The organism is Collimonas sp., from assembly GCF_035566375.1.
Taxonomy (GTDB): domain Bacteria; phylum Pseudomonadota; class Gammaproteobacteria; order Burkholderiales; family Burkholderiaceae_D; genus Collimonas.
This window is the reverse complement of record NZ_DATMRK010000019.1, coordinates 54212-72507: the sequence shown is the minus strand read 5'-3', so window position 1 is coordinate 72507 and position 18296 is coordinate 54212. Positions and strand designations below refer to the sequence as shown.

The 18296-nt window shown below is 58.6% G+C and carries 17 protein-coding genes; 1 reads left to right on the top strand and 16 read right to left on the bottom strand.

What is annotated here, in order from left to right; genetic code table 11:
• Window positions 1-83: 83 nt before the first annotated feature.
• The 9 genes from ccoG to hemN all read right to left on the bottom strand — a co-directional run bounded on the left by ccoG (window position 84) and on the right by hemN (window position 9869).
• Window positions 84-1490, bottom strand: a complete 1407-nt coding sequence (gene ccoG, locus VNZ60_RS05340; protein WP_325657383.1) for a cytochrome c oxidase accessory protein CcoG — start codon at window positions 1488-1490, stop codon at window positions 84-86.
• Between the two features lie 27 nt (window positions 1491-1517).
• Window positions 1518-2489: a cytochrome-c oxidase, cbb3-type subunit III gene (gene ccoP / locus VNZ60_RS05335; protein ID WP_325657382.1), complete on the bottom strand. Its 972-nt coding sequence runs from the start codon at window positions 2487-2489 to the stop codon at window positions 1518-1520.
• On the bottom strand, window positions 2482-2688 hold the full coding sequence (locus VNZ60_RS05330; RefSeq protein WP_325657381.1) for a cbb3-type cytochrome oxidase subunit 3: 207 nt from the start codon (window positions 2686-2688) through the stop codon (window positions 2482-2484). The genes ccoP and VNZ60_RS05330 overlap by 8 nt, the downstream gene beginning before the upstream one ends.
• A 2-nt stretch (window positions 2689-2690) precedes the next feature.
• Complete coding sequence (gene ccoO, locus VNZ60_RS05325; protein WP_325657380.1) at window positions 2691-3305, bottom strand: cytochrome-c oxidase, cbb3-type subunit II; 615 nt, start codon at window positions 3303-3305, stop codon at window positions 2691-2693.
• Between the two features lie 37 nt (window positions 3306-3342).
• Window positions 3343-4845, bottom strand: coding sequence for a cytochrome-c oxidase, cbb3-type subunit I (ccoN, locus tag VNZ60_RS05320; RefSeq protein WP_325657379.1), 1503 nt, complete (start codon window positions 4843-4845; stop codon window positions 3343-3345).
• Window positions 4846-4951: 106 nt separating this feature from the next.
• Window positions 4952-5128: a cbb3-type cytochrome oxidase assembly protein CcoS gene (gene ccoS, locus VNZ60_RS05315; protein ID WP_325657378.1), complete on the bottom strand. Its 177-nt coding sequence runs from the start codon at window positions 5126-5128 to the stop codon at window positions 4952-4954.
• A 32-nt stretch (window positions 5129-5160) separates the two neighbouring features.
• Complete coding sequence (locus VNZ60_RS05310; protein ID WP_325657377.1) at window positions 5161-7647, bottom strand: heavy metal translocating P-type ATPase; 2487 nt, start codon at window positions 7645-7647, stop codon at window positions 5161-5163.
• Window positions 7644-8423 (bottom strand): sulfite exporter TauE/SafE family protein, encoded by a 780-nt coding sequence (locus VNZ60_RS05305; RefSeq protein ID WP_325657376.1) that lies wholly within the window; start codon window positions 8421-8423, stop codon window positions 7644-7646. The genes VNZ60_RS05310 and VNZ60_RS05305 overlap by 4 nt, the downstream gene beginning before the upstream one ends.
• Window positions 8424-8450: 27 nt before the next feature.
• Window positions 8451-9869 carry an oxygen-independent coproporphyrinogen III oxidase gene (hemN, locus tag VNZ60_RS05300; RefSeq protein ID WP_325657375.1) on the bottom strand — a complete coding sequence of 473 codons (1419 nt, stop codon included), beginning with the start codon at window positions 9867-9869 and terminating at the stop codon, window positions 8451-8453.
• 391 nt (window positions 9870-10260) lie between these two features.
• Between hemN and VNZ60_RS05295 the strand changes: the two genes are divergently transcribed.
• Window positions 10261-11715 (top strand): sensor histidine kinase, encoded by a 1455-nt coding sequence (locus tag VNZ60_RS05295; RefSeq protein ID WP_325657374.1) that lies wholly within the window; start codon window positions 10261-10263, stop codon window positions 11713-11715.
• Window positions 11716-11733: 18 nt separating this feature from the next.
• On the opposite strand, the gene VNZ60_RS05290 is transcribed toward VNZ60_RS05295, so the two are convergent.
• The 7 genes from VNZ60_RS05290 to cyoB all read right to left on the bottom strand — a co-directional run bounded on the left by VNZ60_RS05290 (window position 11734) and on the right by cyoB (window position 18257).
• Window positions 11734-12240, bottom strand: a complete 507-nt coding sequence (locus tag VNZ60_RS05290) for an acyl-CoA thioesterase (RefSeq protein ID WP_325657373.1) — start codon at window positions 12238-12240, stop codon at window positions 11734-11736.
• A 148-nt stretch (window positions 12241-12388) separates the two neighbouring features.
• Complete coding sequence (locus VNZ60_RS05285; RefSeq protein WP_325657372.1) at window positions 12389-12925, bottom strand: response regulator transcription factor; 537 nt, start codon at window positions 12923-12925, stop codon at window positions 12389-12391.
• Window positions 12915-14264: an ATP-binding protein gene (locus VNZ60_RS05280; RefSeq protein ID WP_414648780.1), complete on the bottom strand. Its 1350-nt coding sequence runs from the start codon at window positions 14262-14264 to the stop codon at window positions 12915-12917. Before VNZ60_RS05280 ends, VNZ60_RS05285 begins: the two co-directional genes overlap by 11 nt.
• Entirely contained in the window at window positions 14254-15135 is an 882-nt protein-coding gene (locus tag VNZ60_RS05275) for an SURF1 family protein (protein ID WP_325657370.1), read from the bottom strand. The genes VNZ60_RS05280 and VNZ60_RS05275 overlap by 11 nt, the downstream gene beginning before the upstream one ends.
• On the bottom strand, window positions 15132-15629 hold the full coding sequence (cyoD, locus tag VNZ60_RS05270; RefSeq protein ID WP_325657369.1) for a cytochrome o ubiquinol oxidase subunit IV: 498 nt from the start codon (window positions 15627-15629) through the stop codon (window positions 15132-15134). Before cyoD ends, VNZ60_RS05275 begins: the two co-directional genes overlap by 4 nt.
• Window positions 15626-16261, bottom strand: a complete 636-nt coding sequence (gene cyoC / locus VNZ60_RS05265) for a cytochrome o ubiquinol oxidase subunit III (protein ID WP_325657368.1) — start codon at window positions 16259-16261, stop codon at window positions 15626-15628. The genes cyoD and cyoC overlap by 4 nt, the downstream gene beginning before the upstream one ends.
• On the bottom strand, window positions 16254-18257 hold the full coding sequence (gene cyoB, locus VNZ60_RS05260; RefSeq protein ID WP_325657367.1) for a cytochrome o ubiquinol oxidase subunit I: 2004 nt from the start codon (window positions 18255-18257) through the stop codon (window positions 16254-16256). Before cyoB ends, cyoC begins: the two co-directional genes overlap by 8 nt.
• Window positions 18258-18296: the final 39 nt, after the last annotated feature.

Sequence of the window (18296 nt, the reverse complement as noted above, 5' to 3'; positions counted from 1 at the left end):
GTTTCGCGATGAAGCTCTGCGAAAGTTGACTCTGACCCCAGATGACTCTTACCGGGGCGATGTCATGAGTTGAAACCCGCCCGTCAGCGCGGAATAAAAAAAGCCGCCTTCTCGCGCACTCGTGAAGTGCTGCCGTCGATTGCCTGCACCTCAAAAACTATTCTGTTGGAGCCGCCGCGCCCGGCGCCGTGCGGTGTCCTGACCCGTACCGGAACCAGGCGCGTCTCGGTAGCTGCCAGCGTCACCTGGTCAGTCGTCGCCAACACGATGCCGTCGACGCCGGATACGCTGATCCGGTAGCGATGCGCAGTTTCATCGGTATTGATCATTTGCAGCCGGTAGACGTTCTCGATCATGTCGTTCTCGACTTCGCGCCCCATCGAGCCGCGGTCGCGGATCACATCCACCTTGAGCGCGACCCGCATGCCCAGCGAGGTCAGCAGCACGGTCACCAACGCCAGCATCACGGCGCTGTAAATCAGCACCCGCGGCCGCCAGATGCGGCGCCATATCTGCGCCTTCGACAGGCCGCCGGCGATGGCGTTTTCGGTGGCGTAGCGCACCAGCCCGCGCCGCCCGCCGATTTTATCCATGACCATATTGCAGGCGTCGATGCAGGCGGCGCAGCCGATGCACATATATTGCAGGCCTGCGCGGATATCGATCCCGGTCGGACAAGCCTGCACGCACATGCTGCAATCGATGCAAGCCGCCGCTGAGCTGGCTGATGAGCTGGTCGCCGTGGCGGCGTTGCTTGCAGCACGCGGTTCGCCGCGCTCAGCGTCGTAGGTGATGATCAGAGAGTCGCGATCGAACATGGCGCTTTGAAAGCGTGCATACGGACACATGTATTTGCACACCTGCTCGCGCATCCAGCCGGCGTTGCCGTAGGTGGCGAAACCGTAGAACAGGATCCAGAACCATTGCCACGGCCCCAGGCCGAGTACGCTTACCTCCCGCGCCAGCTGATGGACCGGCGTGAAATAGCCGACGAAAGTGAAGCCGGTCCACAAGCCCAGCGCGCCCCAGGCCAGGTGTTTGCCGCTCTTGCGCAGCAGTTTGACGACTGACCAAGGCTGGCGGTCGAGCCGCATGCGGGCGCTGCGCGGGCCTTCTATCTTGCGTTCTATCCACAAGAATATTTTGGTATACACGGTCTGCGGACAGGCGTAACCGCACCAGACACGGCCGGCGACGGCGGTAAACAGAAACAGTGCGAAGGCGCAGATAATCAGCAGAGCCGCCAGATAGATGAAATCCTGCGGCCACAGAACCACACCGAACAAATAGAATTTGCGCGCCGCCAGGTCGAACAATACCGCCTGGCGGCCGTTCCAGTTCAGCCAAGGCAAACCATAAAACATCAGTTGCGTGAGCCAGACGCAGAGCCAGCGCAGGCTGGCATAGCGGCCGTTGACGTCGCGCGGATAGATTTGCTGGCGCGCCTGGTACATCTTGACGATGGCGATGTGGGGAGCGGATTCACTCATGCCCGGCGGCCCTCAATGTGCTGGCGATCATTGCGGCGCGCCAGCGGCAAGAGTGATAGTAGCGGCCACTGCGGCCGTGCTGTCCGCACGGTTCGACAAACTCCACACATAAGCCGCCAGTAGATGCACCTTGGGCTCGCCCAGGAAATCCTTGAAGGCCGGCATGGTGTTGTCGCGTCCCTTGTTGATGGTCTCCATGATGGTCTCGGCACTGCCGCCGTACAGCCAGATCTTGTCGCTCAGCTTGGGCGCGCCCAGGGCTTGGTTGCCGACGCCGCCGGCGCCGTGGCAAGCCATGCAAGCCGCGAACTTGGGCTTGCCGAACACCGCCTTGATCGGATCGTGGGTGGAGTCGGACAGGCTGCGCACATAATGTGCAACCGCCTCGACATCTTTATCCGAGCCGAGGATGGCGCCCATCGGCGGCATCACGCCATGCCGGCCCTGCATGATGGTGGTCTTGATGATTTCCGGCGTGCCGCCATACAGCCAATCCTGGTCGGTCAGATTCGGATAGCCTTTGTTGCCGCGCGCGTCAGAGCCGTGGCATTGCGCGCAATAGGTCAGGAACAGGCGTTCGCCGATGCCATGCGCCTGCGGATCGGCGGCTACGATTTTCAAATCTTCCTGCAGGTATTGATTGAACAGCGGCCCGTAGGCGGCGTCAGCCTGTTTCAGCTCTTCCTGATAAGCGCCAGTGGATTTCCAGCCGAGCTTGCCAGCAAACGCCCCCAGGCCCGGATACAAGGCCAGATACACCCCAGAAAAAGCGATGCTCAGGTAAAACAGCCACATCCACCAGCGCGGCAGCGGATTGTTCAACTCACCCAGGTCTTCGTCCCAGGTGTGGCCGGTGGTGTTGTCAGAAGGGTCTTTGCCCGGTTCCAGCTTGACCTTGGTGGTAGCCTGCATCCACAGCAAGAGGCCGCAGCCGAGCATGCCGAGGATCGTCAATATCGCAATGAAGGGACTCCAGAAGCCATCGGTAAAATCAGCCACGGCGCTTCTCCCTGGCCAGATATTGTGCCTTCACTTGATCCAATTCAGTTTCATCCTCGGCAAAAGGTAGTAAGGCGGCGTCGTCGAAATCGGCAGGACGCTTGCGCACGTAAGCCCACCAGATGATGCCGATAAACGTGACAAAGCTGATCACGGTGATGATGCTGCGCGCATCGCTCAGAAAATTTTCGATAATCATGCTTACCTTTCCGCCTTGATCAAGGTCCCTAGTCCCTGCAAATAGGCGACCAATGCATCTTGCTCAGTCTTGCCCTCCAATGCTGCCGGCGCTGCGGCGATCTCGGCATCGCCATAGGGATCGCCCAGGCGTTGCAGTGCGCGCAAGCGCGGCACAATCTCGTCAGGTTTCAAGTGTGTTTTTTCCAGCCACGGATAAGCCGGCATATTGGATTCCGGCACCAGGTCGCGCGGGTTGTGCAAATGGGCGCGCTGCCATTCATCGCTATAACGGCCGCCGACCCGCGCCAGATCCGGGCCGGTGCGCTTAGAGCCCCACTGGAACGGGCGATCGTAGACAAACTCGCCGGCCACCGAATAATGGCCGTAGCGCTCGGTCTCGGCGCGGAACGGACGGATCATCTGCGAATGGCAGTTGTAACAACCCTCGCGTATATAAATGTCGCGCCCCGCCAGCCGCAACGGCGGGTAAGGCGTGAGGCCGGTGACCGGCTCGGTGGTAGATTTCTGGAAAAACAGCGGCACGATTTCCGCCAGCCCGCCAATGCTGACCACCAGCAGTACCAGCGCAATCAATAACCAAGGATTTTTCTCTATCGACTCATGCGAAAACTTCATGCAGATACTCCAGATTCAAATTGGACCAGGTGCGCCATTACGCCTCCGCCGTTTCTGTCTCGGCTTCAGCTTCAGCCGTAGCTTTGGCAGCCAGCGGCGCGGCTGCAACAGGTGCGGCAGGATGGGCCTTCACTGCCGGTATAAGCGCCACCACCGCCACCCCGCCGCGCATGGTCTGGAACACATTGAACGCCATCAGCAACATGCCGCCCAGATACAGCAAGCCGCCAAAGAAACGGATCACGTAATAGGGATAAGTCGCCTTCACCACTTCCACGAAGGCATAGGTCAGCGTGCCGTCGGCATTCACCGCGCGCCACATCAAGCCTTGCATCACGCCGGCAATCCACATCGCGGCGATATACAGGACGATGCCGATAGTGGCCATCCAGAAGTGCACTTCGATCATCGGTACGCTCCACATCTTCTGCTTGCCGACCAAGCGCGGAATCAGGTAATACATCGAACCCATGGTGATGAAGCCGACCCAGCCCAGGGCGCCGGCATGGACGTGGCCTATGGTCCAGTCGGTGTAGTGCGACAAGGCGTTGACGGTCTTGATCGCCATCATCGGCCCTTCAAAGGTGGCCGTGCCGTAGAACGACAGCGACACCACCAGGAACTTGAGGATGGGATCGGTGCGCAATTTGTGCCAGGCGCCCGATAAAGTCATCATGCCGTTGATCATGCCGCCCCACGACGGCGCCAGCAGGATCAGCGAAAACACCATGCCCAGCGACTGCGTCCAGTCCGGCAATGCTGTGTAATGCAGATGATGCGGGCCGGCCCACATATAGGTAAAAATCAGCGCCCAGAAATGGACGATCGAGAGCCGGTACGAATACACCGGGCGCTCGGCTTGCTTGGGGATGAAGTAATACATCATGCCGAGGAAACCGGCGGTCAGGAAAAAACCCACCGCGTTGTGGCCGTACCACCACTGGATCATCGCGTCCTGCACGCCGGTATAGGCGGAGTAAGACTTGGTCAGAGTGGCCGGCATCGACATGCCGTTGACGATATGCAGCAGCGCCACGGCGATGATGAACGCGCCATAAAACCAGTTGGCGACATAGATATGCGCCACCTTGCGTTTGGCCAGGGTGCCGAAAAACACCACCGCATACGCTACCCACACTACCGCGAGCAGGATCGTGATCGGCCATTCCAGCTCGGCGTATTCCTTGCCGCGGGTGTAACCCATCGGCAGAGTAATCGCAGCCAGCACGATCACCAGTTGCCAGCCCCAGAATGTGAACCCCGCCAGCCAGTCGGAAAACAGGCGCACCTGGCAAGTCCGTTGCACCACATAATATGAGGTGGCCATCAGCGCGCTGCCGCCGAAGGCAAAGATCACCGCATTGGTGTGCAAGGGCCGCAAGCGGCCGAAACTCAGCCAGGCGGTATCCAGATTCAATTCCGGCCAGGCCAGCTGGGCGGCGATAATCAGCCCCACCAGCATCCCGACCACACCCCACACAATCGTCGCAACCGAAAACTGCTTGACGACTTTGTAGTTGTAGCTAAGCGCTCTTTCCACGTCTTCTCCCCGAGTACAACTGTAATAGGCGAGAGATTAGCGGCCTCTGAAGCTTACTTCCTTGATGTGCATCAAACAACTATGAAAAGCAGTCGTGCGCTGGGATCTAATTCTGTTTGTCCTTGCCCACAGCCGGCGCAACGCTGTCATCGTCCTGCAGAATCCTCAGCGCGGGGCCAACCATGTCTTCGAACTGGCCGCTGTCGGAGGCGCGCACGAACACCCAGATGGCCAGGAACACCAGCACGGTGCTGATAGGAATGAGTAGATAAAGTGCTTCCATGGCGACCCCTCTATATCTTGCTTATATCTTGCTTATATTTTGTTACGCAGACGTAGTGCGTTGAGTACCACCAGCGCCGAACTGAGCGACATGCCGACTGCCGATAGCCAGGGATTGAGCAGCCCCAGTGCGGCAGCCGGGATCGCCAGCAAGTTGTAGATGGAAGCCCAGGCCAGATTCTGGCGGATCACGCGCATGGTTTTTTCTCCCAGCTTCGCGCTATCTGAGATTGCTGATAAACGGTCAGTCATCAATACCGTATCCGCATGGATCTGCGCCAGGGCCGCGCCGGCGCCCATGGCAAAGGAAACGTCGGCGGCGCCCAATACCGCAGCGTCGTTGATACCGTCGCCGACCATCGCGACTACCTCGCCGCGCCGCTGCAAATCCTGCACCAGCGCCAGTTTCTGTGCCGGCAAATACTCACCATAAGCGCCATCCATCTGCAATTCACGCGCCACCTGCTGCGCCATCTTCCAATCATCGCCGCTCAGCAATATCACTTGCTTGCCGCAGCTTTGGAAATAGGCGATGGTTTGGCGTGCATCTGCCCGGATAGCGTCGGCCAGGTCGAAACGCGCCAGCCAGCTGCCCGCCTGGCCCAGGAACACCGGCGTCATCGCTGCATCCTGTGGCGCCATGGCTGGCATGGGGACAGCTGCAAGCTGGGCCACAAACGATGCCGAGCCGAGCCTGTAAATAACACCATCGACCATGGCTTGCATCCCCTGCCCGGCGGTTTCGCAGATCGCCTCCGCACGCAATACTGAAGTCTGGTCGAGCGTAGCGCCGGCGCCTTGGACGATGGCGGCTCCCAACGGGTGGGCGCTGCACGTTTCCATCGCGGCAGCAATCTGCAGATAGCGTTCGCCCATGCTGTGGTCATATGCCTCGACCCCGCGCAACACCGGTTTGCCTTTGGTGAGGGTGCCGGTTTTATCGAAAATCACATAGGTCGATCTATGCAAGGTTTCCAGCACATGCGCCTGCACCACCAGCACGCCGCTGCGCAGCAGGCGGTCAGTGGCGGCGGCCAGCGCTGACGGCGTCGCCAGCGACAAGGCGCAAGGACAGGACACCACCAGCACCGCAATTGCAATCGGCCAGGCGCGCGACGGCTCCAGCCATTGCCAGGCGCAAAACGCCAGCAGCGCACAGAGCAACAAGGCGGCTACGAACCAGGCTGCGACCTGATCCGCCCATTGCGAAATCCGCGGCTTGGCCTGGGCCGCTTGTTCGGCCAGTTTGAGCAGGGCCGACAAGGTGCTGTCGTGTACTGCCTGCGTCACCCGCAGCACTATGGCCTGGCCGCAATTGACCGCGCCGCCGGGCAAGGCAGCGCCAGCCGCGCACGGCAAAGGCCGGCTTTCACCGCTCAGCAAGGAGACGTCGATGCTGCCGCCGCCGCTCAGCAAAATACCGTCGGCCGGGATCACCTCGCCTGGCTTGACCAGGAGCACATCGCCCGCCGCCAGCTTGGTCGCGGCAACCAGGTCGCCATGCATGCTGTGCGGATAATCGCTCAGCCGGGTTGCGCAATCCGGCAAGGCATGCTGCAAACGTTCTAGCGTCGATGCCGCCTTGCGGCGCGCAGCCAGCTCCAGATAACGGCTGCACAGCAACAGGAAGACGAACATGGTGACGGTGTCGAAATACACTTCGCCAGCGCCGCGCAGCGTCGCTATCGCACTGCCGGAAAATGCCGCCACGATGCCGATGGCCACCGGCAGATCCATGCCGAAACGGTGCAGCTTGAGACCGATCCAGGCGCCTCGCAAGAAAGGCTGGGCCGAATAGCACAGTACCGGCAAGGTCAGCAGCAGGCTGGCCCAGCGCATCAGCTGGAGCTGGTCATGCTCGATGCTGCCAGCCGCGGCGAAATACGCGGGCGCTGCGTACATCATGACTTGCATCATGCACAGCCCGGCAATGAAGGTTTGACGGAACAAGCGTTTGGCGGCGCGGCGCAATTGCTCGCCCTGCCTGGCGGCGTCGAATGGATAGGCGCTATAGCCGATCTGGTGCAGGGCCTGCAGGATATCGCTGGGCTTGCATTGCGCCGGGTTCCAACGCACCTGCAAGCGCTCGGTCGCCACATTCAGATTGAACAATTGCAAGCCCGGCAGGCGCGCCAATTGCCGTTCTATCAGCCAGGCACAGGCAGCGCAACGTATGCCTTCCAGCGCAAAGCTGGCTTCCAATAGAGGCTCGCCCGATTCGGCAGAGTTCTCAAAGGCTCTGGCGAATTGCCGGCAGCTGTCTGCATCATCGTACAGCCGCAGTTCGGGCGGAACCAAGCCGTCGCCGTCGATGCGGCTGGAGAAAGCTGTGCGCGTGGTGTAATAGTCGGCGCAACCGTTGTCGACGATGGTCTGTGCAACCGCAGCGCAGCCAGGACAACACATCGCTTCCAAAACCTGGCCAATCCTGACCGACCAGCGCTGCTCTGCCGCCTCGGCAGGCAAGGGCAAGCCGCAATGAAAACAGTCGCCGTCGATTGGCGTCGAAGCAGCGTTCAATGCCCTGCTCCCACCGGACTGAGGCAGATTGCATCAAGCCACCCTAGCGACAAACCGTTGCTTAACCTGGCGACGCCGGCTATCCCGAACAACAGCACGATCAAGCCGCCGCCGATACGCAGGCGAGGAGCTAGCGACCAGCGTTTCAAACGCAGGCCTAGCACACCGAGCATGAACAACATCGGCAAGGTTCCCAGGCCGAATGCCAGCATGACCTTAGCGCCGGATAGTGCATCGCCGCTCAGCATTGCTGTCAGCAATACGCTGTAGACCATGCCGCAAGGCAGCCAGCCCCACAACGCACCCAGCATCAAAGCCTTGGCCGGGTTATCCATCGGCAAGAATAATTTGATGGCAGGCTGGATCCGGCGCCAGACGATCTGGCCGAAGGCTTCGAGCCGATTCAAGCCACGCCAGGCGTCCATCAGATGCAGGCCAAGTGCAATCAATATCAGGTTCATCAGCCAGTAAGCGCCAATCTGCAGCGACGCCAGCGAGGCAAACACACGCACGCTTTGCGCCAGGCCGCCGGCTAGCGCTCCGGCCAGGGCGTAGCTGCCAAGCCTGCCGCTGTTGTAGGCCAGCACACGCGATAGCGACTGGAAGTAGCTCGGACCTGAAGCAACTGCTGCGCCGTCGCCAGCCACCAGCTGCAAAGGGACTACCCGCGCGGATGGCATCGCCACCACCGACAAGGCGCTGACAATCCCGCCGCACATGCCGACGCAATGGATACTGCCTAGCATGCCGATCAGGAAAATCGGTAGCAGGTTCATACCTGTTCCAAGTACATTGCAACCGGCCTAAATGGTTTTCGAATAACGCAAGGGCCGCTGCTCCGCTTCCAGGTAGCGATCGAACACCATGCAGATATTGCGGATCAACAGCCGCCCTTTCATGGTCACGCTGATCCATTCATCATCCAGTTTGAGCAAACCGTCCGCCGCCAGCAGCTTCAATTGCGCCAGCTCGTTTGCAAAATAGTCGGCAAAAACGATAGGATGTGCGATTTCGATCGCCGCCAGCGACAGCTCAAAATCGCACATCAGGCGCTGGATGATCAGCCGCCGCAACAGATCGTCCATGTTCAGCCGGACCCCGCGCGCAATCGGCAATGTTTGCTGATCGATGTGTTGGTAATACGCCTCCAGGGTTTTCTCGTTCTGGCTGTAGCTGGCGCCGACCGCGCTGATGGCGGAGACGCCGCAGGCCACCAGGTCAGCTTCGGCATGAGTCGAATAGCCTTGGAAATTACGGTGCAAACGCCCTTGCCGCTGGGCGATCGCCAGATCGTCCTCAGGTTTGGCAAAATGGTCCATGCCGATGTACACATAACCGGCTTCGGTCAGGCGTTTGATGCACAGGAACAGCATGTCGATCTTGGCGTCCGGCGTCGGCAGATCGCTTTCGGCAATCCGCCGCTGCGGCTTGAACAGATGCGGCATGTGCGCATAGTTATAGATGGCAATCCGGTCCGGCGCGGCGGCGATCACCTTGCTCAGCGTTTGCGCCATGGACATCAGGTTTTGCTTGGGCAAGCCATAGATCAGATCGATGCTGACCGAACGGAAGCCGGCGTAGCGCGCTGCATCGATGATCCTGAGCGTTTCTTCCTCTGGCTGAAGACGATTCACTGCCCGCTGCACGGCCGGATCGAAATCCTGTACGCCCAGGCTGATCCGATTGAAACCTTGGCCGCGCAGCGTGACGATGCGCTTCGGCGTTACCGTGCGCGGATCTACTTCTATCGAATATTCACCCTGCTGGTCAGGCGCGAATTGAAAATTCTGGTGCAGATGCGCGAGCAGGTCCGTCATCTGGCGGTCCGTCAGGAAAGTCGGTGTGCCGCCGCCGAAATGCAGTTGCTCGACCTGATTCATGCCTTCAAACAAGGCAGCCTGCATGGAAATCTCGCGCTTCAGATAGCTCAGATAGAGCGCCGCCTTGCTAAGATCTCTGCTGACCACCTTATTGCAGGCGCAGTAATAGCAAATCGTGCTGCAAAACGGGATATGCAAATACAAGGACAAGGCATGCCTTGCGCCCATGCCGTGCCGGTCTGCGACCGCGTGCAAATAGTCGTCCGCGCTGAATTCCTGAGAAAACCGGTCTGCCGTCGGATAAGAGGTGTAACGCGGCCCGAGCTTATCCAGCTTGCGCAGCAAGGCGGCGTCAAATGCAAGGGCATCGGCTGCGGGTATCGATTTTTCTAAAGTTAACATGTGCTGGCTCCGGCGATGGGATGAACCACATCTATCGGGGACAGCATAAACGGCTCAGGCGGCAAGCACTTTGATGTAAATCAACCAGCGGCCATTGCACACCTGTCAGCACTGCCAGATCGGCAGAATCGCAGTGCAGCCGGCATCTTGCGTCACGCCGAATCGAAGCCAGTCAGAATCGGTAGTTATAATCCATCGGTAAAATGGCATTCGTGCCACGAGAATGATATATTGCCGTACTGCAACTTATTCCTCGTATCAGGAATCGCGTGGTTTGCGCATGTGTGTTTGCGCATAATATTCAGGTCAGACTTGAGGCGGCGTCATGAGTTATGTAATGGCCAACTTTTATCGGCTTCACCATATGGATACTCACCCTTAAACATTGCCAATGTACTCAATATTGCCCGCCTTAGTCGCGTCCGTATTCCTGGGTTATGGCTTGTACGTAGTTTGCACGCAAGGCTTTACCCGTATCGGCATCAGTTTTTCCGCGTTGTGCATCATTTCTGCGTTTTGGCAGGGTACCTGGGCTGTGTTATTTCAGGTTCACACGCCGGGGCTGGCGATGTTCCTGATCAAGTTCGGCTATCTGCTGATCCTGTTTTTGCCGACCAGCCTGTACCACTTCCTGACTGAAGTCTCGGATAGCCCCAAAGAGCGCCATCTGGTTTATCTCTCTTATGGGATCGCCTCGATCCTGGCGGTTTTCCTGGTCACAAGCGATCTCTTCGTTGCCGGTTTCTATGAATATTTTTGGGGCTACTATCCCAGGGCGGGCTTGCTCCATCCGATTCATGTGCTGCAAACGGTAGTGGTAGTCAATCGCGGCCTGTATATCACTTTCCGCCAGCAAAAAATTGCACCGCCCAACAAGCGCATTCGGCTGCGCTTGTGCATCGCCGGCCTACTCACCTATTTTTTTGCAGCGATCGATTACCTGTGCAATTACGGCTTCGAGTTTTATCCGCCTGGCGTGCTGTTCATTGCCGTCAGTCTTGGCATCATCACCGTAGCGATCGTGAAATACGGCCTGTTCAATCCGATGGCGATTGCCGCCAGTGTTGCCCACGAAATGCGCACGCCGCTGCTCTCCATCCGTAACCAGGCGCAAGGCATCAACAAATACATACCGACACTTTTGCACAGCTATGACCTGGCCGTTGCGAATAATCTTTGCGAACCCACGCTGCCGCCGTTCGCTCTGAACTATCTCGCCACCATCGGAAAAACGCTGACCCATGAAGTGGACCGCACCAGTGCGGTGCTGGATATGATGCTTGCCTCTATCAAGATGGATCAGATCGATAAGGCCAGTTTTGCCCAGCACGACATCGGGCTTTGCCTGGCCGAGGCCATTGATCGTTACACCTACGACCGCCAGGATCGCGAACACATTGTTGTTAGCGCTACCGAAGAATTTCGGTTTTATGGCTCGGACACGCTCTTGATATTGGTATTTTTTAACCTGCTGAAAAATGCGCTGTACGCAATCAAGATTGCCGGCAAGGGTGAGATCAGCATATCGACGGCGCGCGGCAAGAACGTCAATCGCCTGTACTTTCGGGATACGGGAACGGGCATTGCAGGAGATGCGCTACCGAATATTTTCGATGGTTTTTTTACGACGAAAGAAGGCGACGGCACCGGTGTCGGGCTCACCTTTTGCCATCGCGTGATGGCGTCTTTCGGCGGCCGCATCCTGTGCGATTCTGTGGCCGGACAATATACGACATTTACCCTGGAATTCCCGGTGCTGCCAAACGCATCGGATGTTTCGCCTGCAGCATCTAAACTGCAGCAAGCGGAGGAAGATGCTGCAGTCCCTCCTCCGCGCAGGCTCTAGATCAAGCCAAGCTAGCTGCTATACCGCTTTCTCGACTTCATACTGGCGGATTTTTTCAAGAATGTGCTCAGGCAGCCGCGAGATTTTTTTCTCCTTGTTGGCGAAAACTATCTGTTGATGGCCGGTCGCGACCAGCTTGCCCTCCACCAGAAATCGAAACGCCAAGGAAAACGAGCACTGTTTGATGGCAAAAGTATTCACCTCGCACTCGATCTTTTGGAACGCAAACGTCTCGCACACATATTGCTGTTGCGCCTCCTTGGTTATAAAGACCCCAAGCGATTGCAGCATGTCGGCGGAAATGCACTCGAAAAACCAACGTTCGCGGCAAATCCCTTGCCACTCGAAATGCCGCGCAAAATAAATATTTCCGGTGGCGTTCGAGTCTTTCAGGTAAACATCGATCGAATGGTGAAAGGTTTTGGGTTGCCGAGGCAGCAAATAAACCAGCGGAACCAGTGGGAATGGGATAGCTTCTACTTCATTTTCTTTGCTGACAGGATGCTGAGACAAGATAGCAGACATGATATTTAACTCCATAAGCAGATGGAAAATGGCTGAATCGATCAGCCGCTTTTGCCGCCTCGTCCATTTCAGGTCCGAGGAAGCTGCTTATAGTGTTAATCATGTTGCGCTACTTACAAGGCAGCTCCCATATTGTGGTTGCCTGTGCCTATTTGATGCGCTGTTTTTCGAGTTTGCGCGCCAGCGTGCGCCGGTGCATGCCCAGGCGCCGCGCAGTTTCTGAAATATTGAAGCCGGTCTCTACCAGCACCTGGTGAATCCGTTCCCACTCCAGCGTCTTGATCGAGGTGGAACGGGTGCTCAGTTCAATCTCGCTAGCACCGGCGACATGGCCGAAGGCGGCTTCGATATCGTCGGTATTGGAAGGCTTGGCCAGATACTGGCAGGCGCCAAGCTTGATCGCCTCTACCGCCGTGTTGATGCTGGCGAAACCGGTCAGCACCACGATCAGCATGGCGGGATCATGTTTGTGCAGCATTTGCACGCAAGCCAGTCCGGAAGTATTGTCGTTCAGCTTAAGATCGACTACCGCATAACCCGGCGAATGCTGGCGCAGCAGCACGGCGGCCTCATCCAGGTTCGCAGCCAGCAATACCGTATAGTCGCGCCGCTCGAACGAGCGGCCGAGGGTGCGGGCGAAAGTAGCATCGTCTTCGATGATCAGTAGCAGACGATCAGCCGCCATGTTCAGGTTCCTCTTCAAGGCTTATTGCTGCCAGCGGCAGGGTCAGCTGGACTAGCGCCCCGCCCTGCTCGCGGTTGCGGACCGTCACGGTGCCGCCTAGCTTGCGGGCGACATTGACGACGAAGAACAGCCCCAAGCCGCTGCCGGGCCGCCCTTTGCTCGACTGATAGGGCTTGCCTACCTGCGCCAGCATCGCCGGTGCAAAACCGGGGCCGCTGTCGGTCACCACCAGGATCAGCGCATCGCCTTCGCGGTTGGCCTCCAGGCTCACCCATTGCGGCGAAGCTTCGAGCGCATTGTCGAGCACATTGCAGATCATCTGCTTGAGGGCGGAATCGAAGGCCACCGACATATCCCGCTCGATTCGGTTTTCATAAGCAAAGGATACCGTCGGCCGGGTCGCACACCACTCTTTGGCGAGGTCGTTCAAGAACGTGCTGATGGTGGTCTTTACCGACGATTCGCCGCGCGCCTCGCCAGCCGACAGCAAGATGCCGCTGACAATGCTTTTGCAGCGCTGCAGCTGGGTCTCCATGTCGCTGATTTCTGCCAGCAATTCGCTATTCTTGTTGAACTCGGGCATGCGCCGCCAGTCGCCCAGGATGACCGACAAGGTAGCCAGCGGTGTGCCGAGCTCATGCGCGGCGCCGGAAGCCAGCAGGCCCATGCGCACGATGTGGTCTTCCTCGGCCGCGCGCTGGCGCAGATCGGCAAGCTGAGCGTCGCCAGCGCGCAGATTGCGACCGATGCGCGTGATGAAAAACACCAGCAAAGCTGCATCCAGCGCGAAACAAATCAGCAAGCCTTCCACGTACAAAGTGGATACGCCCGTGCCATGATCGACCGGTAGCGCCAGCGGTTCGGAAAACAGCGACAAACCGGCCAGGCAGGCACTGGTGATGGCGACCATGCTCCAGGTCGACCAGGTTTCCAGCAAGACGGCGCTGAGAATCACTTGCAGCAGATAGAGAAAGGCAAAAGGATTGGTGGTGCCGCCGCTGAGATACAGCTGTGCGGTGAGGATGCCGACGTCGACCAGCAAGGCCAGAAACAACTCGCCATTGGTCGCCATGCGCCGCTCATGCCAGCGCAGATGGCTGGCGATGTTGAACGCCACCAGGCAAGCCAGCACCTTCAACATACTTGGCAGCGGCAGCTGGATGCCGAAGCCGAGGATCACGATAGCGATGGTGGTGATCTGCCCAACCACGGCGATCCAGCGCAGCTGAATCAGCTGCAGCATGTTCTTGTGGCCGGCGGCCCGTTCGACGCCGGCCGCCACCGTCCAGCGTTGCCTCAATTCTTCTGTATTTGCAAGAATATCAATTTTACTTGCCATCATCACTTTCACGGTCGATACCTTCGGCACTGGCACTGGCGCCGGTACTGGCGTTGCGGCGCAGATTGCGCTCTTCGCGCCCAACCCAGAAACAGGCTGCCGCCACCATCAAGGCAAGAGCATACCAAGTGAGAGCATAAACCAAATGATTATTGTGAAAGGCAATCACCGTCAAGCCGCCGACCGGATGCATGTAGTCAGCTCGCTGGTCAGCCGCCGGGGCGGCAGAGGCTGGAGCGGCGTCGGCGTCGATGAAATAAGGCGCAACCCGGGACAGGCCGCGTGCCGCTGCGATGGCTTGCACATCGCGCGAATACCAGCGATCGGCGGCTGCATCGTTATGACGCAGAAAACCGCCGCCCGGCTCACTCATGCGCAGCAGCCCGCTAACCACAACCGCTTGCGCCGCCGCGCCGTCGACACGATCGGCCTGACTGGCTGCCTTGGCAGGAATGAAACCACGGTTGACCAGCACCACGCTGCCATCCGCGCTACGGAGCGGCGTCAGCAGCCAAAAGCCGCTGCCTAGTTCGGTCACAGCCTGAACCTTGGCCGTAAGTGCATACAGGAAGTTGCCGCTGAGACGCACGCGCCGGTATTCGTCGGCGTCGGCATTGATCTGCTGCCAGCGCTCGGGGCCGGGAGCGGCGACGGCTGGCGCGTGTACTCGTTGCTCGACCCGTTCGATCAGATCAAGTTTCCATTGCAGACGCTTGAGTTGCCAACTGCCCAGAGCGACAAAAGCGGCGAACAGCAGCGCGCCGCAGATTGCCAGCGCCAGCAGCACGGTTGTGGAGCGGGAGCGAGGAGCAACTGATGCTGCGCCCTTATGGCCCACGTCCGTCACCGTGTCGCGTGGCGTCCGCTTCATTGCATATTGGACATGCCGGGCATCTTCTGCTTATCGTGCATACCGCTCATATCATGCGTTTTCGGCATGTTAGACATGTCGTGTATCGATTCCGGCACGGTTTCCTCAGACATCATGCCAGGCATCATGTTGTGGTTCAGGTGATACATCACCCACAGCGAACCGCTCAGCATGATGAATACCAGCATCACCGTGAAAATCAGCGCCAGCATCGACCATCCGCCTTCGGATTTGGTATTCATGTGCAGGAAATACACCATATGCACAACGATCTGCACGGCGGCAAAGCCAAGCAACACCATGCCGGTGGTGCTGGACTTGTCGAATACCTTGCCCATTACCAGCCAGAACGGAATTGCGGTCAGGATCACTGCCAGCAAGAAGCCGGTGGTATAGCTTTTGAGGCTGCCGTGGTCGGCATGCATGTGACCGTGGCTGCCGCTGTGATCGTCGTGGCCGGTACTGCGTGCCGGATGTTGTTGATGCCCGCTCATGGCAAGACTCCCATCAGATAGACAAAGGTGAAGACGCCGATCCAGACCACGTCCAGAAAGTGCCAGAACATGGACAGGCACATCAGGCGCCTGCCGTTTTCAGGGGTGAGGCCGTGACGCTTGACCTGGAACATCAGCGTGATCAGCCAGACGATGCCGAAGCTTACGTGCAAGCCGTGGGTGGCCACCAGTGCGAAGAACGAAGTCAGGAAGCCGCTGCGTTGCGGTCCTGCGCCTTCATGGATCAGGTGCACGAACTCATACAGTTCGAAGCCGATAAAACAGGCGCCCAGGATCCCGGTCACTGCCAGCCAGGCCAAGGTGCTGCCCTTGCGTTGGCGCTGCATTTCCAGCATCGCGAAACCGTAGGTGATCGACGACAGCAACAGCAGCGCCGTGTTGACTGCCACCAGCGGCAGGTCGAACAGTTCAGCGCCGGTCGGGCCGCCGGCGTAATTGCGGCCGAGTACGGCATAGGTCGCGAACAGGCAGGCGAACACCAGGCAGTCGCTCATCAGGTACAGCCAGAAGCCTAGCAAAGTACCGTTTTCAGGATGATGCTCGCGCACGAAAAAGCGCGAGCTCGCATTCGCGCTCAAGGCGTCGACGGAAGTTTGTGTGATCTCAGACATGGCTGCCCAGCAAGCGTGTGCGTTCACCCTCGGTACGGACGACTTCGTCCGCCGAGATGTAGTAATCGCGGTTGTAATTGAAGGTGTGGATGATGACTGCAGCCAGCATCGCGACGAAGCCGAGACCGGCCACCAGCCACATTTGCCAGATCAGCGCAAAACCACAGGCCGCAGCCAGCGCAGCGATGATGAATCCGGCACTGGTGTTCTTCGGCATATGGATCGCCACAAAGCCAGCTTGCGGCCGGGTGTAACCCTGGCTCTTCATGTCAGTCCAGGCGTCGTTGTCGTACACCTTCGGCGTGAAGGCGAAGTTGTAATCCGGCGGCGGCGACGAAGTCGACCATTCCAGAGTACGCGCACCCCATGGGTCGCCGGTGGTATCGCGCAGTGCATCGCGGCGGCGGTAGCTGACGATCAGCTGCACCACGAACGAGGCGATGCCAAGTGCGATCAATACTGCGCCAACCGCGGCGATCTGGAACCAGATCTGCAGCGACGGATCTTCGAAGTGGCCGAGACGGCGGGTCACGCCCATCAGGCCCAGCACGTAGAGCGGCATGAAGGCGACGTAGAAACCGATGGTCCAGAACCAGAAGCAGCACTTGCCCCAGAAATCATCCAGCTTGTAGCCAAAGGCTTTCGGGAACCAGAAATTAATCCCGGCAAACATGCCGAACAGCACGCCGCCGATGATCACGTTATGGAAGTGAGCGATCAGGAACAAGCTGTTGTGCAAGACGAAGTCGGCTGGCGGCACTGCCAGCAGCACGCCCGTCATGCCGCCGATGACGAAGGTGATCATGAAACCGATGGTCCACAGCATCGGCAGTTCGAAGCGGATGCGGCCGCGATACATGGTGAACAGCCAGTTGAAAATCTTGGCGCCGGTCGGGATCGAGATGATCATCGTGGTGATGCCGAAGAAGGAATTGACACTGGCGCCGGAACCCATGGTGAAGAAGTGATGCAGCCACACCAGGTAGGACAGGATGGTGATCACCACGGTGGCGTAGACCATCGAGGTGTAACCGAACAGGCGCTTGCTGCTGAACGTCGAGACCACTTCCGAGAAGATGCCGAACGCTGGCAGAATCAGGATGTATACCTCTGGGTGACCCCAGATCCAGATCAGGTTGACATACATCATGGCGTTGCCGCCCATGTCATTGGTGAAGAAGTTGGTGCCGACGATACGGTCCAGCGACAGCATCGCGAGCACCGCCGTCAGTACCGGGAATGCGGCAACGATCAAGACGTTGGTGCACAAGGCGGTCCAGGTGAATACCGGCATCTTCATCATGTTCATGCCGGGCGCGCGCATCTTGACGATGGTCGCAATCAGGTTGATGCCGGACAGCAGCGTCCCTACCCCGGCAATCTGCAAGGCCCAGATATAGTAATCGACCCCCACATCCGGGCTGGCAAGGATGCCTGACAGCGGCGGATAAGCCAGCCAGCCGGTGCGCGCGAATTCACCGACGAACAGCGAGGCCATGACCAGGCCGCCGCCGAAGGTAGTCATCCAGAAACTGAAGTTATTCAAGAATGGGAAGGCAACGTCGCGCGCGCCGATCTGTAGCGGCACCACGTAGTTCATCAGGCCGGTAACCAATGGCATGGCGACGAAGAAGATCATGATCACGCCATGCGCGGTAAAGATCTGGTCGTAGTGATGCGGCGGCAGGAAGCCGGCCGAATCGCCGAAAGCGAAGGCTTGCTGGGCGCGCATCATCAAGGCGTCGGCGAAACCGCGCAGCAGCATCACGAGGCCGAGCACGACGTACATGATGCCGATCTTCTTGTGATCGATACTGGTGAACCAGTCGCGCCACAATGTGCCCCACAGGCGGAAATGGGTCAGCGCCCACAGCACGGCGATGCCGCCGATCGCCACCATGGCGAAGGTCGCCAGCAGGATCGGTTCGTGATAGGGAATCGCTTCCCAGGTGAGACGGCCGAAGATCAGCTTGGTCAGATCAATATGGTCTAGCATCGTTACTTTCCGGTGAAAAAGTGAAACGCGACGCTTACA

Coding starts and splice junctions, on each gene's coding strand:
- ccoG (WP_325657383.1), bottom strand. CDS start 1,490: ATGAGTGAATCCGCTCCCCACATCGCCATCGTCAAGATGTACCAGGCG.
- VNZ60_RS05330 (WP_325657381.1), bottom strand. CDS start 2,688: ATGATTATCGAAAATTTTCTGAGCGATGCGCGCAGCATCATCACCGTG.
- ccoO (WP_325657380.1), bottom strand. CDS start 3,305: ATGAAGTTTTCGCATGAGTCGATAGAGAAAAATCCTTGGTTATTGATT.
- ccoS (WP_325657378.1), bottom strand. CDS start 5,128: ATGGAAGCACTTTATCTACTCATTCCTATCAGCACCGTGCTGGTGTTC.
- VNZ60_RS05305 (WP_325657376.1), bottom strand. CDS start 8,423: ATGAACCTGCTACCGATTTTCCTGATCGGCATGCTAGGCAGTATCCAT.
- hemN (WP_325657375.1), bottom strand. CDS start 9,869: ATGTTAACTTTAGAAAAATCGATACCCGCAGCCGATGCCCTTGCATTT.
- VNZ60_RS05295 (WP_325657374.1), top strand. CDS start 10,261: ATGTACTCAATATTGCCCGCCTTAGTCGCGTCCGTATTCCTGGGTTAT.
- VNZ60_RS05290 (WP_325657373.1), bottom strand. CDS start 12,240: ATGTCTGCTATCTTGTCTCAGCATCCTGTCAGCAAAGAAAATGAAGTA.
- VNZ60_RS05285 (WP_325657372.1), bottom strand. CDS start 12,925: ATGGCGGCTGATCGTCTGCTACTGATCATCGAAGACGATGCTACTTTC.
- VNZ60_RS05280 (WP_414648780.1), bottom strand. CDS start 14,264: ATGGCAAGTAAAATTGATATTCTTGCAAATACAGAAGAATTGAGGCAA.
- VNZ60_RS05275 (WP_325657370.1), bottom strand. CDS start 15,135: ATGAAGCGGACGCCACGCGACACGGTGACGGACGTGGGCCATAAGGGC.
- cyoD (WP_325657369.1), bottom strand. CDS start 15,629: ATGAGCGGGCATCAACAACATCCGGCACGCAGTACCGGCCACGACGAT.
- cyoC (WP_325657368.1), bottom strand. CDS start 16,261: ATGTCTGAGATCACACAAACTTCCGTCGACGCCTTGAGCGCGAATGCG.
- cyoB (WP_325657367.1), bottom strand. CDS start 18,257: ATGCTAGACCATATTGATCTGACCAAGCTGATCTTCGGCCGTCTCACC.